This is a genomic window from Cylindrospermum stagnale PCC 7417, from assembly GCF_000317535.1.
Lineage (GTDB): Bacteria > Cyanobacteriota > Cyanobacteriia > Cyanobacteriales > Nostocaceae > Cylindrospermum > Cylindrospermum stagnale.
Genome location: NC_019757.1, coordinates 2,435,941 through 2,451,721, shown reverse-complemented (window position 1 = coordinate 2,451,721; position 15,781 = coordinate 2,435,941). Strand labels below are relative to the sequence as shown.

Sequence of the window (15,781 nt, the reverse complement as noted above, 5' to 3'; positions counted from 1 at the left end):
CCCACCTCGTCCCTATAGGTGAGACTGGGGTCGATGGCTGCTGATTTGTGTTTTAAATAAAGTCTTGAGGCGACGCTTGGGGCTTGCAGCAGTACTTTGATTCCTGGAATCATTTCTGCGGAAGTATACTTCTTCGCAGCCAGAATTCAAGCGCCCGTGTCAAAACAATCTTTGTTAAAGGTTTTCCGATGCGTTCTCTTGTATTGAACTTAACCCGACTCCCCAATTTAGATAAAAAAGAACCATCATTGTTATTATCAAATGACCCTAAATAGTCATTGATTAAATTAATCAAAGATTCTAGTCGCAAAGTTAACTGTTGTATAATTTTATCGCGTGTATCTACGTCAACTTCTTTCATTAACTCACGTAGTTCTGCAAATTGATCTCTTTTAGCAAGTTGATCAATTTGCAATAGTTCTCCTTTTATTGAGCGCGGTTGTGCTAATTGAATCAAGTTTTCTTTTGCTTCAGCCCAACTCTTTACATCTTTGCTGCCAATCTTGCAATTCACTTTCCACTCAATAGATGGCATATTATCAACTTCATTTTTGATTAAATCTTGGAGTTGACTTTGAGCAGTCGGATCAGAGAGTTCAAATTTAGCACGTTCACGACCAATGTTGTAATCATAGGCACGAAACTTCTCCTCAAGAAACCCACCAAAGGCTGAGAAAACATCCCCAATTAATTCAAAGTCACTAGCCGTAATTGAGAATACCGGAGCATCCATCTCTTCCATGACCCAATCCTGGAAGCGAGATTGGTGAAAAATTGAATTCAACAAAGCAATTCCTGTTACCAAGAGGTCGTCATCTTTTTGGGTAAAAGGATTCTCAGGTAATTTGCGTTGACCTGGTGCAATATAAAGGTAGTACCTCTTGCTAGATGGATATTGATGATCAATCTTATCAACTAGGATTTTAGCCATACCAATAGGCTCATTTTCAAAAACACCACCATCCGTGTATAGGTACTCACTATCCCGATGCTTACGCTTGCCAAGACCGCCAAAACGTTGAATTTTCCTAGCTCGAAAGGCAAAGGGAAATGCACCTGACGAAAGACCAACTTCGCGTAGTTCTTTCCAATTAGTATCTTTATCTCTGAACTTTTTCCACTCTATTAGCTCTTGATTTGTCTCTGGATCTCTTATTGTCTTTCGATCTATTTCAGTAAGCGTCGCATCACCAGATTCATTACGATGAGCGACACAGAAGAATTGATCCTTATAGCGGGTATATGAAAACTGCTGTGTTCCCTCTTTTTGGTCTTTACTTGAACGAGTATAGTCGGTTGAAATGGGGAAATTAAAGCCAGAGAGGTTGGACATAGCGATACCAACGTGAATCTCAGACGCTGCGGCTGGATGTCTCTGATTCATCTTAGGTTCATCTTGCAGATATTTCTTCCCAATTTCTTCGACAACTGCTGTTTGTAGAAGTGAGTATTTCTGATCCTTTTCTTCAACTTGAAGTAATTCGCGAATATCAACTTCTTTTACCCATGCATTGTATAGCGGATTATTATACGGTTGTCGCAGAGACTGTTCTGGATTATCCGATGGAGCCTGATCGCCACAAATTAGATGCTGGGCTAAAATACAAGCCGTCATACCACCTGCTGAAGCTCCTGTAATTACATCAATTTCAATGCGTTCCTCATTACTTTTCGCATTTCCATTATGTCTGGCTATCGCTTCCAGAACTTCATACATAACGCCAGCTTCATAACTTCCTAGCGATACTGCTCCACTGATGACAACAGCAAGTTTTTTTGGCATTAATTTTACCTCAATACATTATTCTGATGAGCAATAACACAATTAGGAAATTTGTCAATCCAGTTGATGATAATTATCATAAATAAATTATGATAATTATCAAACGATGTTTATAAAAGACATTCGTAAAGGCTACAATCCGGGTTTATTTCTTGATATAAATCTGCATATTTCCGATTTACTACTGAAATAAACCCATTTTTTTAGACTCTACCTTAAAATTGTATCATCAAGTCAATTAGGATTACGATTGCGACCTCCTCCTCCAAAATGGCATGATGCACACTCTCTAACTACAGATCGTCCTCCATCAAAAATTGCTCCACCTGGGCTACCAACTTCTCTTAAAGATTTTTTTACTGCATCTACAGAGGTCTGTAAACCTCTACCTACTATATGGTCAACGAGATTCTTATCTCTATTTGCACGTTCCTGGGCGCGCTCTTGAGCTTTAGCTTCTCTTTCTACTGGATCGTAAGCAAAAGCCGAGTTCTCAAAAAGGAAGGCTTGTTGTATAGATACAGTAAGTAGTGAAAGTAAAAGAAGGTTTACATTTACAAAGCGAGTAAAAAGTTGAATTCTCATGGTATTCTCCATCTAATGAATAAGATTGATAGTAAATTGGCAAAGCTGGTTTAAACATCAGCACAGTGAATAAACGGACATAATCTTGCAGGAACTTTCTTGCCATTGCACATACAACCTACAGGTTCTGGATGTTTGATAGGGAATTTAACAAGTTCTGTTGCTTTTACAACAATGGGAGCAACAGTTGAAATTAGAACTATTGAAATGACTATTGGCTGAGAGTATCGAGAAATATTCACCACAACCTCCTATGTAGACAGGGATTATAAAAAACAGGGATGAATCCATTTCTAAGTTGTTGAAGAAAATGAGTTTTTTTGGGTGAATAATACTCACCCAAAATTGCTAGTCACTAATTACGAGAACTACGGTCAACAAGGTTGGCAGCTCGGTCAAAGTTTCCTGTAGCTACTTCTCTGGCGATGTCAGAAGCTTCCGGTTCACTAATATTGCCTGTATTTAAACGGTCAGACATATTATAGAGAAGGTTTGCTGTTGCATCATTCCCTCGATTGAGTTCTGTTTGTGCTTCATCGCGCAGTCCTTGTTTAAGTGTTTCACCTGGTGTAGAAATTCTTCTTCCCTCATCAGCTTCTTTTTTTGCAAAAATAATTGGTTGAGTAACTGACGTTGAATTGATAGAAGGTTTCAGATACAAAGGGCATTGCCTCGGAATTTTATTTTGGAAACGACCACCGAAATCTGGACAGTATCTTTCAGTAATAAAAGGTTTAGACTTTTTATTAAAAGTAGGAGGATAGGGTCGAGGACAGGAGCAGTTTACTGATGTATTTGATGGTTCTAAGGGTTTAAAAAACTCATTTGTGGAAGTAGCCAACGCAGCTTGACCAAAAACAACTGACGGAACAGTACTAGCTAATAGTGTCAGTAAGTAACCACAACGGCGTAATTTTTTCAAGTTCATAACTAATATTCCTGTAATTTTCTGTGGATTTATATTTACTGTATATAAGTATTTTGAGGTTGTCTGTGATAAAAAGTTATACAAAGTTAGCAAGTTGGAGGTTATAATTTGCTGGAATTAAATTGCCAAAGTTATAAAAAGTTAGTTGCAATCTAAATTAATTTACAAAAATGAGTTTGGAAGAGGCTTTCATATCGGATAAAGAAGCTTGAACAACTGAAAGTTACAGTTACACAAAGGTAGATGCAAAGCAGCGTAGCGTCCCTTAGAAAAGGGGAATCCGCGCAGGCAGGCTACGGAAAATCAAATGAAACAAAACTTACTCCACTTCAACCGCACCTAGGACTCTTAACGAAGCTTTCTGTGCATCGGTTAACCCTCTCACTCCGGCAATATTCATTCCTTCGTAAGGTCGTGGGGCTTGAAGCGTTTTGCAGCATTCGCCAGTTCTGACATTCCACAGTTTAATCGTTTCGTCGTGGCTTGCACTTGCAAGCATTTCACCGTCGGGGCTAAACTTCACTGACCACACCCGATTGCTATGTCCTGTTAAAATGTTGAGACATACTCCAGTATTTGCGTCCCATATTCGCACCGTTTGGTCATCACCGGCTGTAGCAAGTAGCGAACCATCAGGGCTAAATATCACAAAATAAACACCACTGGTATGCCCTTCTAAGGTTTTGATACATTTACCAGATAGTAAGCGATGGGCTACGCCCCACTGTAGGTGATCGCTATTATCTCTAATTACATCCCACAATTTTATCGTGCGGTCATCGCTGGCGGTAGCTGCAAGTTTACCATCAGGACTAAAAGCGATCGACCATACACCATTGCGATGCCCTTTGAGAGTGATCAAGCATACACCTGTATTAGCATCCCAGAGTTTCGCGCTACGGTCTCCGCTGGCGCTTGCCAGAGTTTGACCATTAGGACTAAAAACAGTACACCAAACCCAATCAGTATGACCTTGTAATGTTTTTAAGCACTCACCTGTCTGGACATCCCACAATTTTAAAGTGCGATCGCCGCTACCAGTCAATAAAGTGTTGCCATCAGGACTAAAATTCACCGACCAAACCCAATTACTATGTCCGTGCAAAGTCTTCAGACATAAACCCGTGCTAGAGTCCCATAACTTAACTGCGCTACTGCCACTTGCTAAGGTGTTACCGTTAGGACTAAAGGCAACCGATACAACTAAACTGGTATGTCCGGGCAAGGTTTTTAGACATGCACCTTCCTCAACGTTCCACAATCTTACCTGGGAGTCACCGCTACCGCTTACTAAGGTTTTCCCGTCGGGACTAAAGGCAATTAATCGAAATGCATTAGTGTATCCTTTGAAATTTCTTAGACATTGCCCGGTCGCAGTATCCCATAGCTTAACAGTATGGTCGTCACTGCTGCTAACAATCTTTTCTCCATCAGGACTAAAAGCAATTGACCAAACTTGACTAGTATGTCCTTGCAAAGTTTTCTTACAAATACCCACAGCCACATCCCACAACTTCACGGTTTTGTCATGACTGCCACTAGCAAGAATTTTACCATCAGGGCTAAACGCAATTGATTGCACAAAAGAAACGTGTCCCTGGAAAGTATTAAGTAATTCGTCCGTTCTTAAGTTCCATAACTGGATAATATAGTCATCGCCCACGCTTGCAAGAGTTCTACCGTCAGGACTAAAAGCAATAGCCTGTACAAAATAGCTTTGTCCTTGGAAAGTTTTGAGTAACTCACCTGTATTTATGTTCCATAACCTAATAGTTTTGTCATTTGCACTACTAGCTAGGATTTGACCGTCAGGACTGAAAGCGATTGAGTGGGGTTGGGTGCTGTGTCCTGTAAAAGTTTTTAATAGTTGACCATTATAGACATCCCATAATTTCACAGTATATTCATCACCAACACTGGCAAGTGCTTGGCCATGCGGACTGAAGACCACATCAAATACCCAACTGGTATGTCCTTGAATTGTTTTCAAGCAAATGCCTGTGTTAGCATCCCATAACTTTACGCTTTTATCATCGCTGCCAGTAGCTAGCATTTGACCGTTTGGACTAAAAGCCAGTGAAAGAATCCAACGGGTATGTGCATTCCATCTCGAAAGTAGTTTTCCGTCAGCGACTTGCCATAATTGTACCTCACCCTCAACGCCACCAGTCGCTAAAACTTTTCCATCGGGACTAAATGCCACTGCTAAAATACTGCCAAAAGTTTCTGTAAAGACCGACTTTGATAAATCAGAATTTTGGAAGTTGATGCGATTTAAATTAATATTTTTCAGATAGGCCTGCCAAACCGTGAGGTTTGAAAAATCTGCATTTTCTAAATTTGCCCTGATGTAGCAGAGTAAATTCAGAATATTGCCTCCAGCATATCCCGGTTGAATTTGGGGATGATTGCGTAAGTTAATAACGGCGTGATGAAAATAATCTTCTAGTCTATTTTGATTTCCAAAATGTGTTAGTAATTTATCAACTAATGGTTTAACTAACAAGCATATTTGCGACTCGCGAATATAGTCTTTAGCAGTAGATTTTATCAAGGCATAAGAGTTAAAAATCGAAATTCTACCTGTAGTAATTTCATTAAATACAGCAGTAATTAATTTTTCTGTCATGTATTCCATGACAACAGGTTGTTGAGTAAAATTTATCGTATTGTTAGCAGTATGATTACTGGCTTCAATTAATGACCTCGCTTTTAAAGACTCTAGTGATTCAAGGAGTTCTCTTGTCGATACAGGTGGTACAATATCCTCTCGTAGTTCAGCAATAGAAACTGCTTCTCGATTGATTACCAACCAGTACATTACTTGCTTTTCTAAATAAGATAACCGTTCACACTGTTGGTCTAACAGTTCCCAAATATCGCCAAAAACAGATGTGTTGCAGTCTAGGAATTGGGATATATCTCCAGCAAATAATTCTTGAGTTGTATTTGCAACTATTTTCAAAGCCAAAGGATTACCGTCATAACGTACAGTTAATAATTGCTCCTGCTCAGGCGATGCGGAAAAACCTTTCTCTGTAAAAAAATCGTGTATTTCTAACTCACTTAAACCTCTAAGTTGTAGGGAACGAACTGGAAAATTTTTCCCTTCTTTCAAGGCTAAACCTCTCGGTTTCTCGCGGCTAGTCAGTAATAAGCAGCTTTGATGGGATACTTCAGTAATATACCGAAATAGCTGTCCATAACTTTCATATTCTTCCCGATAATTTCCCGCACTTGCACCACTAATTAGAATTGTTTCAACGTTATCTAAGATAATTAAACACCGTGATGAATTTAAATATTTCATTAACAATATTAGTTGCGCTTCGTCGGTGTCGGGTAAATTTGTTTCTTGCTGATTAGATAAAAATTTAACTAAGTCTGACAATATATTATTTATAGGCGGCGCATTGCGTAGAGAACGCCAAAAAATATACTCAAAGGCATCTCGGCTATCTTCTGCAACCTTGACTGCTAGTGTGGTTTTACCAATCCCACCCATCCCTTGCAGGGTGATCAGACGACAGCGATCACGCACTATCCACTCAAAGAGTATTTCGCGATCGCTTGCACGTCCGTAAAACGTAGAAACATCAACCGCATCCCCCCAGTCTTGGTAGCATTGGCGCTGTAATTCGGAAGCTTCGCTGGATAGGGGTGTCAGCTTGTCTTCAGTATCACTGCGTTTCTCATCTCCTTGGCTTGAGTTTTTCCCCGAATGCCGTCGCAGCACTGACCGAAAGTTACTTTTCGTCACTTTTTCACCAAAGGCTTCAGTCAATAAACGCCACAGTTGAAACCCTACATATTTAATGTAATCAGGCTGATAACCTAATTTTTCTGCAATTTGATCATAGGTTAACCCTTCCCACATTTCGGGAAACACATCTTGCTGAATGTTACTCAATCTTTCCGGACTGATAACTGTATCAATAATGGCTAGTGCTTCTTTACCCGACAGGAGTGGATCTTTTGAATTCATGATTAGAAATCAACTTACATAGCAACTAACTTTTTATAACTTTGGCAATTTAATTACAGCAAATTATACCGTCAAATTTACTAACCTTGTATAACTTTTTATTACGGACAAACTCAAAATACTTACATACAGTAAATATAAATCCACAGAAAATTACAGGAACATTAGTTATGAACTTCAAAAATTTACGCCGTTGTGGTTACTTACTGACACTATTAGCTAGTACTGTTCCGTCAGTTGTTTTTGGTCAAGCTGCGTTGGCTAATTCCACAAATGAGTTTTTCAAACCCTTAGAACCATCAAATCCGTCAGTAAAATGTTACTGTCCTCGACCTATTTTTAATCAGGAGTCTAAACCTTTTATTCCCACAAGATACTGTCCAGATTTCGGTGGTAGGTTACAAGATAGAATTCCGAGGGACTGCCCTTTGTATCTGAAACCTTCTATCAATTCAACCTCGGTTAGTCAACCAATTATGCTGGCAAAAAAAGAAGCTGACGAGGGCAAACACATCTTTGGTTCTGTAGCAAATCCTATAGGTTCTCAACCTGCATCAGGTGAAGATGTTAGAGATTTTCATCTGCGTACAGGAAAAGCTAGCGAGGCACAGTTAGACAGAGATAGAAGAAGCACAGTTCAGGAGGTTACTGGTGAAAAACATATGCCAGGAGGAGGCCCTCAAAATTAATAACATTTTGCTCAAGTTTTACAGTTATTACTTAATCCCCCTGTATTCAAGCAGGGGATTTTCACCAGGAATAACTTTTCTCTCCTGCTTCTTTCATGTAATTTTGGAGGCAATTATGGTTTTATCTCGTTCTCTAGCTAAGATTCTAGTAGTTCTAACGTTGATGCCAGTAATCGTATCTGATATACCAGCCCAAGCAATAACCAGAATTGGTAACAGCCGAACTACCACCATCAAAGTTAATCACAACAAACTTGCTGAGTCTAGAGTAGGTAACGGTAGAACTGTTGACCAAAAGCAACCAAGCCGTAAGATATACGGTCATCTAGTTGGTAACGGTATCTTACTGCGTTAAATTTATTTTCTTACTTCAATGAAATGCAGCATTTTGCAAGTGAATAAAGTACACATTTTAATATTATAAATCCTGTGGGGTGGGTAAGAAAGCCCGCCCTTGTGTACCTCACTCAGATTAAATGTGCCGTAAGTATGAAGCTATAACTAGAGGTAATCTAGTTATAGCTTCTGAGCTTAACATTTATAGGTTTTAACAAATAAATAAATACAATGTTGCAGATTAGTTTTATCTACTATTGAATCAACTGCCATAATGATTAGAAAACAGTGAAATTGCTTAATAAACATCGCTGGATATATAAAGTGCTAGTTTTTCGCTATGGTATGGAGCAGTAAATGACGCTAGTCAGGATGGTGGTTGAGTTGTTAAGATATCGCTTTTCTCTAACAAGCTTGTAGTAGCATTTACCACAATCTGCGCTGAACCCGTGAAAAAAGTCTGATCAATAGTTTTTGGTTTATCACTCGGCTGATGATAATGGGGAGTACGTAATTCAGCCGTATCAGTTACCAATACAGCACCCACTCCTTGATACCAAAATGGGGCATGGTCACTGCGGAGGGTATCGGGTGTCAGCAAACCTTTGAGGGGAATTGGTACTGTCAGGACTAGTGGTAGATTTTGATTAGAGTTTTGAAAGGCATTCAGCAAAGGCAAATGTTCTGTATCACCAATTACTGCTAAAAAATCGCCTTTGTCGCTGGGTGGAGTCACAGGTAACCCGGCAGGATATTTTTGACACCCGACGGTGTAACAAGCATAACCCACCATATCCATCACAATCACACCGCGTAGGTTTTGCAAGCGTGTTGCCTTGCTGACAAAAGCCCGACTACCCAAAAGTCCCGCTTCTTCTTTGTCAAAAAACGCTAACTGCAAGGTTCGTGGTATGGGACGAGAAGCGAGAATTCGGGCGACTTCCAACACCACAGCAACACCAGAGGCATTGTCATCAGCACCGGGAGAAGAGTTTACAGTGTCGTAATGGGCTGCTACCAAAATTGCCCCGGCTGCTTTGTCAGTTCCCTGACGTTGGGCAAAGATGTTGACGCCGTCGGTGAATTTTTCTAGCTGGGGTTTCCAGCCTAATTTTCTCAATTGCGTTGTAATATAAGTGCGAGTTTGCGATCGCTCTTTTGCTGTGTAGCGCTGAAAATTTAACTTTTGAATATGGGCTAAAAGCTTGTCAGCAGACACCGTTCGTTTACTCTCTACTGGTTGCAGTTGCGGACTTTCCACAGGAATGCTTTCAGTCACTGGTAACGTCTCAGGTTGCCGGAAAAATCCGCCAACCCCCATCACCACTATCGCCGCTAGGATCACCAACAGCAGCCAAATCCATTTTTTCATGCTCATTGATTTTTGCCTTTCTGATTTAGAGTAGCGCAAACCCCAAGTTTGACAGCTTGTCTTTTGACTAAGTCACCGATTTAACTTATATTTCCGCTCTGAAGTTACGCTTCAGAACTCAGGATTCAGTACTTAAAACTTGACATATGGTAGATTTGCTGTTGATTGCAATCCTGGGTTTCCTGGGCAGTTTTGGACATTGTTTTGGGATGTGTGGCCCCCTAGCGGTGGCATTTTCGCTGTCTCATCCGCAAACAACACCACAAACACCGCCCCGGAAAAAAACGCACCCTTGGCAACAGCAATTAAAATTTCACACCCTGCTCAACTTAGGGCGGATGTTAAGCTATGCTCTAGTCGGTGCTGGCATTGGCGGACTAGGTTCGGTATTAGTAGAGGGTGGACAATTAGCCGGTATTGGCAGCAACTTACGCCAATGGATCGCAATTATTACTGGTGTCATGCTGATTTGGTTTGGGTTAGGACAAGTAAAACCCGACTTTTTGCCCCGTATTCCCCTATTACACCCTTTGATGCAGGGTAGCTTACACAATAGATTGAGTGCAGTCATGGTGAAGCTTTCCTTGGACACCAAATGGTGGACACCAGCACTTTTGGGGATATTTTGGGGTTTAATGCCTTGCGGTTTTTTGTATGCTGCCCAAATTAAAGCCGCTGCAACGGGTAATTTGTGGATGGGTGCGGCAACCATGCTGGCTTTTGGCTTAGGAACCCTACCCACAATGCTAGGCGTAGGCGTATCTACATCATTAATTAGCAAAGACAGGCGCAGTCAGTTATTTCGCTTAGGTGGCTGGGTGACTCTCTTCATCGGGGTAATCACTTTGTTACGCACTGGTGACACAATGGTAGATTACACCGGACACAGCGCCTTGATCTGCTTAATCCTCGCCCTCATTGCTCGTCCTATTAGCAGTTTTTGGGCGTCACCCCTGCGCTACCGTCGCGCTTTGGGAGTTGGGGCATTTGTGCTCGCTGGGGCACACACTATCCACATGATGGAACACTCACTTCAATGGAATCTTGCCGCCTTCTTTTTCTTGCCACCAGAATTTCAGTGGGGTATGACTGTCGGTGCTGTAGCACTGGTTTTAATGACTCCCGCTGCTTTAACGAGTTTTGATTCGGTGCAGAAATTTTTGGGCAAGCGATGGCGACAAATTCATTTATTAAGCTTGCCAGCTTTGCTTTTGAGTGTGATTCATGCTGTAGTGATTGGTTCCCATTACCTAGGTTCAGTAGAATTAACTTGGGGGAATAAATTAGCCGCAGTGTTAATGGGAATCATTCCTCTCGGTGTGTTGCTGGTGAGATCGCGCCTTTGTTGGTCAAAGTTAACCTTAGAAAAGTTTTATGTCCCCCCAAGCAAATCGTGATCAACCCACTAGCCCCTGTCTAAGAGACTTTACCTCTGCTGCTGCACCGAGCCAGGTAAAGATAAACCACGTATTATTACTAAATATTTTAGTTTGGTCAGTCACTTATATTAGCCCTGCCTCTGCCCATACAGTGAAAATAGCAGCAGATGTCGGTGGCACACTTCACATTGAACCAAATGATAACCCCCGTGCTGGAGAACCCGCCCAAGCCTGGTTTGCGCTCACCCGCAGAGGTGGAAAAGCGATCGCTCTCAAAGAGTGTAATTGCCAGTTGGCTATTTATGCCGAACCCCATTCACCAGGAGAGCCAGCACTGCTAGAGCCATCCTTGAAACCTGTGAAAGCTGAACGGTATCAAGGCACACCAGGAGCAGAAATTGTCTTCCCCAAACCAGGAGCTTATCAGCTAAAACTCAATGGTAAACCAGCTTCAGGGAATGTTTTCCAACCCTTTGAATTAAAGTTTGCCGTCACTGTGGCAGCTGGGAGGGCAGCAGAAGCAGCGCCAGCAGTACTAAATGTCACGCAGGAGCCGCAAGGTATCGCAATAGGATTGGCGCAACCTGCGGTACTGCTGGGGATTCTGCTGCTGTCCGGAGGTATGTTATTTTTTCTAGTGCAAACGATTAGAGGGGGTAGAGATTAGGGACCAAATTTAAAATAAAATTCACCCAATGCTATTAATATTCTGAATCCGTGCAAAATTTTTTAATTTTTAATTTTCCATTGTTTGTGGTTTTCCGAGTAATTTCTGGGAATTGCAACTGTAATCTTTGTACCTACTCCAATTTTACTCTCCACGATAATCTTACCTCCATGTAAATCTACAGCTTTTTTAACAATTGATAGCCCCAATCCAGTACCAGAGATAGTACCCACATTGCTAGCTCTTTGAAAAGCAGTAAATATTTGGGCTTGTTCTGCAACCGGAATGCCAATACCTTCATCCTGAATCTGAAAAACTGCTTCTCCCTGTTGACAAATTAAATTAAAATGGATATTGCTATTAGGATGAGAATATTTGATGGCGTTAGAAAGCAAATTCATGATAATCTGCCGCAGCAGTTTTTCATCCATGTAAACAATTGTGTATTCACCTTGGCAGCCGAATAAAATTTTCTGTTTATCAGTGCTGAGTTGTATTTCTTCCACCAACTCACGACAGAATTCAACAAGTTCAATTAGTGATAGTTTGAACTCTTGTTTCCCCGCTTCAGATTTGCCAATAAACAGGACATCATCTAATAGCTGAACCATATTCTGGACAGTGACTTGAATTCGCTGTAGATGTTTATGTTTTTTCTCATCACTGAATTGATGGCTGTAGTTTTTCAGTAGTTCAGCAGAAGATAATATGATAGTTAAGGGGGTACGGAATTCGTGAGACGCTGTAGAAATAAAGCGAGATTTAAGTTCAATTAGTTCTTTCTCTTTTTCCAGCGCATTATAAATATCTGCTTCTGCCTGTCTCCGTTCAGTGATATCTTCAAAAGTCCCCAGAATACCGACAATATCTCCGAATGTATCATTGAGTGGAATCTTGTTACTTTCTAACCATAGTGGTTTTGCATCTGCGCGAAAAAGAGGTTTAACAATATTATATTCAGGTGCGTTTACACCCATAAATTGACAATCATATTCCCGAAAAAAGTCCGCATCTGCTTTATTCCATGCCAAGTCAGCATCTGTCTTACCAATAATATTTTCTGGACTGCTAACGCCAGCTATTTGTGCAAAATTGCGATTGCAACCTAAGAAAACAGATTGTTTATCCTTCCAAAAAATAAATTGTGGAATGTTATCTATCACAAGCTGTAGCATTTGCTGCGACTCCCGCAATGCTACCTCCACCCGTTTACGCTCTGTAATTTCGTTTTGCAATGCAATATTCGCTGTCGCTAGTTGTGCCGGACTTGGTAAAGATAATGCCTTAGGAAGTAATGATATTAAGGCTAATGCCGTGCCTAGAGACACAAAAGCAGTGATAGCTTTCAGGAAACCTGATAACCAATAGCTAGGATACCAAAGTGTCAAGATTTCCATGAGATGGGTGGTACCACAAGCAACAATAAATGTGCTGAACATGAGAAATATCCAGTCAAAAGGTACATCTCGCCTCTTGCGGACGAAATAGACCAGCATAATCGGAATTGAATAATAAGCCAATGCAATTAGCAAATCCGATAAGATATGCAGTAGAACTAATCCTGGTTTCCAAAGGTAGCAGTGACCATGAGGTATAAAATGTCCAGGATAAAAAAAGTTATTTAAAAATTCCGTCAACATACATAAAACTTTTTGATTGCTCGTTCAATCAGTGTGGCATAGATAACCTGTATTGGGTATTGGGAGGAGAAAAGAAAGATCCAAATTGAATAATTCTTCCTTGTCTCCCAGACAGTACCCAATCCCCTTATTTATGTCGCTGTTGATGCCACTGCCAAGCGTGAGCGATAATCTCTTGAATGCCTGGATACTGAGGTTTCCAGCCTAAGATCTTTCTCGCTTTCTCGCTAGTACCAATGAGAGAGGGAGGATCACCAGGACGGCGATCGCATTCTTGAACTGGGATGAGCTTTTTTGTCACTTCTTCGGCGGCTGCAATCACTTGTTTGACAGAGAAACCGCTGCCATTGCCTAAATTAAAAACTTCGCTTTCAGAGCCTTTTAATAAATATTCCAATCCCAAAATATGGGCATCTGCTAAGTCGCTGACATGAATATAATCGCGAATACAAGTACCATCAGGCGTGGGATAGTCAGTACCGAAAACCGAGATCGATTCTTTTTTACCTAAAGCTGTTAGCAAGACTAAGGGAATCAAATGTGTTTCAGGATTGTGATCTTCTCCGAGAGAGCCACTCTTATCAGCACCAGCAGCATTAAAGTAGCGGAAACGCACCGATTTTAAACCGTAGGCAATATCAAAATCAGAGAGAATCCGCTCTACCATCAGCTTAGTAGCGCCATAAGGATTGATCGGGTTTTGGGGATGGGATTCGGGAATAGGCACGAATTCCGGTACCCCATAGGTAGCACAAGTAGAAGAGAAGACAAATTTCTTAATAGAAGCCGCCAGCATCGCCTCTAACAGCGTCAAAGTACCGACAACGTTGTTGCGGTAGTATTTGGCAGGGTCAGTGACTGATTCGCCCACATAGGCATAGGCAGAAAAGTGCATCACTGCGTCAATCTTACGGGTTTTGAATAGATCATCTAGCAGAGTGCGATCGCCTGTATCACCTTCTACCAGTTCTACCTGCAAAACCTGTTCCACCAAGTCGCGATGACCATACACAAGGTTATCGAGTATTATCACCTCATAACCCGCTCGCTTAAGAGCAAGCACTGTATGGGAACCGATATATCCAGCTCCCCCCGTTACCAAAATGCTAGGCATTCCTTGAGACATAATTTTTCCTTTTGAGTTACAACTACTCAATCAATTTAATTTGCTGGTGCCACATTACTCATCTGTAAAATCAGAAAAAATAGACGCAGTGTCAAAAAATTGCACTAAAATCACTACGAAGGTAGTCTTTGGGTGTGAGGTCTGAGCTATTTTTAAGTCAGGTAATGGCGCAATTACAGTTTGACAATAAAAATAAATCCACTTCCCGAAACCTCTAGGCTGACCCTTATGGGTTCGCCAGTTGCTTCATACTGGGAAACCCGTCCACCGCACTGGCTCACCGCACCGGAAAATTTGAGAGTTAATCTATGTTTCTACTGCTAAGCCGGGTACTCCTGTGGCTGCTTATCGCTGCTGTTGCCTTGTCTTTGTTCCAGCGATACTATCCCACAGGCACTTTTGTCGGGCGATTACTATTAGGATTGCTGTTGTTCGTTTTAGTTTTAGCGTTTATTACCCCTAATGAACCAGCCATAGCGTCTTTATGGAGGTTTGTATCATTTCCGCTCAAGCCTCTGGGAGCGTCGGTTTTGATGTTGATGTTTGCTGCTCAGAAGATCAAGGGGGGTGGGATAGACAAACCAGGCGGATTCTTATTAGGTTGGGCGCTGACGATTTTACTATTGTCAAGTACACCAGCTATTGCTTACTTCCTAGTGAGAGCGCCAGGTGTCGCTATAGCTCCTACATCTGGAACACTTGTGGCATTGGCTCCAGTCAAATCCACAATCAACATCTCAGATGTAATTGGCGATCGCATCCTACCCGCGGGAGATTTGAATCGGGCAGCCATAGCCTTCAACTCTCTGGATATTCAAGTACCGCCCTACCTGTTGCAAAATCCTCAGGAAATTAGGACACGCGGCTTGCGGGTAGAAGACTTTGTACCTAATGCGGAAACGCTGCAACTAACGACCCAAGTATGGGAAAGTTATCTCAACCAGATTTACTTTTTCTTGCGTGGCCGTCAGTCATAAGGTTAAAAAGTAATACCAAAAGTCCGCCATGCTACGCTCTAGTGGCTGGACTGATTCTAAATATTACTGCGGTGAACACCAAAAATTTGAGTAGACTTTCTGAGGACGACTTGCGACTTTCTTCAGAAAGTTTGCCCATCAGGTAGATTAGGATAGAACTGGCTGCTGAACTTCGGACAAAACTATAGAACTCTGAGCAGTTGTTCTAGGATGTTGACACTCCCCGGTCTAAAGACACGACATAATAAAAACGACATATTTCATCAGCCGTTTTTAGAAGTCTCAGGCTTTTCGGCATTCTCTTTATAAAATTG

At 41.4% G+C, this 15,781-nt stretch carries 12 protein-coding genes; 5 read left to right on the top strand and 7 right to left on the bottom strand.

Features of this window, described 5'->3' with window-relative positions:
• Positions 1-109: 109 nt before the first annotated feature.
• The 4 genes from CYLST_RS09955 to CYLST_RS09940 form a co-directional block, all read right to left on the bottom strand.
• On the bottom strand, positions 110-1,783 hold the full coding sequence (locus CYLST_RS09955; RefSeq protein ID WP_015207590.1) for a patatin-like phospholipase family protein: 1,674 nt from the start codon (positions 1,781-1,783) through the stop codon (positions 110-112).
• A gap of 234 nt (positions 1,784-2,017) precedes the next feature.
• Positions 2,018-2,368, bottom strand: a complete 351-nt coding sequence (locus tag CYLST_RS09950; protein WP_015207589.1) for a hypothetical protein — start codon at positions 2,366-2,368, stop codon at positions 2,018-2,020.
• A 355-nt stretch (positions 2,369-2,723) separates the two neighbouring features.
• Positions 2,724-3,296: a hypothetical protein gene (locus CYLST_RS09945; protein ID WP_015207588.1), complete on the bottom strand. Its 573-nt coding sequence runs from the start codon at positions 3,294-3,296 to the stop codon at positions 2,724-2,726.
• 319 nt (positions 3,297-3,615) lie between these two features.
• Positions 3,616-7,281, bottom strand: coding sequence for a WD40 domain-containing protein (locus tag CYLST_RS09940; RefSeq protein WP_015207587.1), 3,666 nt, complete (start codon positions 7,279-7,281; stop codon positions 3,616-3,618).
• 170 nt (positions 7,282-7,451) lie between these two features.
• On the opposite strand from CYLST_RS09940, the gene CYLST_RS09935 reads away from it, so the two are divergent.
• On the top strand, positions 7,452-7,970 hold the full coding sequence (locus CYLST_RS09935) for a hypothetical protein (protein WP_015207586.1): 519 nt from the start codon (positions 7,452-7,454) through the stop codon (positions 7,968-7,970).
• 115 nt (positions 7,971-8,085) lie between these two features.
• On the top strand, positions 8,086-8,325 hold the full coding sequence (locus CYLST_RS34355; protein ID WP_015207585.1) for a hypothetical protein: 240 nt from the start codon (positions 8,086-8,088) through the stop codon (positions 8,323-8,325).
• Positions 8,326-8,673: 348 nt separating this feature from the next.
• Here CYLST_RS34355 and CYLST_RS09930 read toward each other — a convergent pair whose 3' ends face one another.
• The gene (locus CYLST_RS09930; protein ID WP_041233046.1) at positions 8,674-9,678 is read right to left on the bottom strand and encodes a M20/M25/M40 family metallo-hydrolase; all 1,005 of its coding nucleotides are present in this window, start codon (positions 9,676-9,678) and stop codon (positions 8,674-8,676) included.
• A 146-nt stretch (positions 9,679-9,824) separates the two neighbouring features.
• On the opposite strand from CYLST_RS09930, the gene CYLST_RS09925 reads away from it, so the two are divergent.
• Positions 9,825-11,075, top strand: a complete 1,251-nt coding sequence (locus CYLST_RS09925) for an urease accessory protein UreH domain-containing protein (RefSeq protein WP_015207583.1) — start codon at positions 9,825-9,827, stop codon at positions 11,073-11,075.
• Positions 11,053-11,724 carry a hypothetical protein gene (locus tag CYLST_RS09920; RefSeq protein ID WP_015207582.1) on the top strand — a complete coding sequence of 224 codons (672 nt, stop codon included), beginning with the start codon at positions 11,053-11,055 and terminating at the stop codon, positions 11,722-11,724. Before CYLST_RS09925 ends, CYLST_RS09920 begins: the two co-directional genes overlap by 23 nt.
• 62 nt (positions 11,725-11,786) lie before the next feature.
• Here the strand turns inward: CYLST_RS09920 and CYLST_RS32245 are convergent, their stop codons facing one another.
• Together CYLST_RS32245 and galE are read right to left on the bottom strand one after the other, a co-directional pair.
• Entirely contained in the window at positions 11,787-13,364 is a 1,578-nt protein-coding gene (locus tag CYLST_RS32245) for a sensor histidine kinase (protein ID WP_015207581.1), read from the bottom strand.
• 127 nt (positions 13,365-13,491) lie between these two features.
• Positions 13,492-14,490 carry a UDP-glucose 4-epimerase GalE gene (galE, locus tag CYLST_RS09910; RefSeq protein WP_015207580.1) on the bottom strand — a complete coding sequence of 333 codons (999 nt, stop codon included), beginning with the start codon at positions 14,488-14,490 and terminating at the stop codon, positions 13,492-13,494.
• 308 nt (positions 14,491-14,798) lie between these two features.
• On the opposite strand from galE, the gene fraI reads away from it, so the two are divergent.
• Positions 14,799-15,467 carry a septal nanopore formation protein FraI gene (gene fraI / locus CYLST_RS09905; protein WP_015207579.1) on the top strand — a complete coding sequence of 223 codons (669 nt, stop codon included), beginning with the start codon at positions 14,799-14,801 and terminating at the stop codon, positions 15,465-15,467.
• Positions 15,468-15,781 lie beyond the last annotated feature (314 nt).

Bases quoted from the DNA above. Each gene is read 5' to 3' on its own strand.
- CYLST_RS09955 (WP_015207590.1), bottom strand. From the start codon at position 1,783: ATGCCAAAAAAACTTGCTGTTGTCATCAGTGGAGCAGTATCGCTAGGA.
- CYLST_RS09925 (WP_015207583.1), top strand. From the start codon at position 9,825: ATGGTAGATTTGCTGTTGATTGCAATCCTGGGTTTCCTGGGCAGTTTT.
- CYLST_RS09950 (WP_015207589.1), bottom strand. From the start codon at position 2,368: ATGAGAATTCAACTTTTTACTCGCTTTGTAAATGTAAACCTTCTTTTA.
- CYLST_RS09945 (WP_015207588.1), bottom strand. From the start codon at position 3,296: ATGAACTTGAAAAAATTACGCCGTTGTGGTTACTTACTGACACTATTA.
- CYLST_RS09920 (WP_015207582.1), top strand. From the start codon at position 11,053: ATGTCCCCCCAAGCAAATCGTGATCAACCCACTAGCCCCTGTCTAAGA.
- CYLST_RS34355 (WP_015207585.1), top strand. From the start codon at position 8,086: ATGGTTTTATCTCGTTCTCTAGCTAAGATTCTAGTAGTTCTAACGTTG.
- CYLST_RS09935 (WP_015207586.1), top strand. From the start codon at position 7,452: ATGAACTTCAAAAATTTACGCCGTTGTGGTTACTTACTGACACTATTA.
- CYLST_RS09930 (WP_041233046.1), bottom strand. From the start codon at position 9,678: ATGAAAAAATGGATTTGGCTGCTGTTGGTGATCCTAGCGGCGATAGTG.
- fraI (WP_015207579.1), top strand. From the start codon at position 14,799: ATGTTTCTACTGCTAAGCCGGGTACTCCTGTGGCTGCTTATCGCTGCT.
- CYLST_RS09940 (WP_015207587.1), bottom strand. From the start codon at position 7,281: ATGAATTCAAAAGATCCACTCCTGTCGGGTAAAGAAGCACTAGCCATT.
- galE (WP_015207580.1), bottom strand. From the start codon at position 14,490: ATGTCTCAAGGAATGCCTAGCATTTTGGTAACGGGGGGAGCTGGATAT.
- CYLST_RS32245 (WP_015207581.1), bottom strand. From the start codon at position 13,364: ATGTTGACGGAATTTTTAAATAACTTTTTTTATCCTGGACATTTTATA.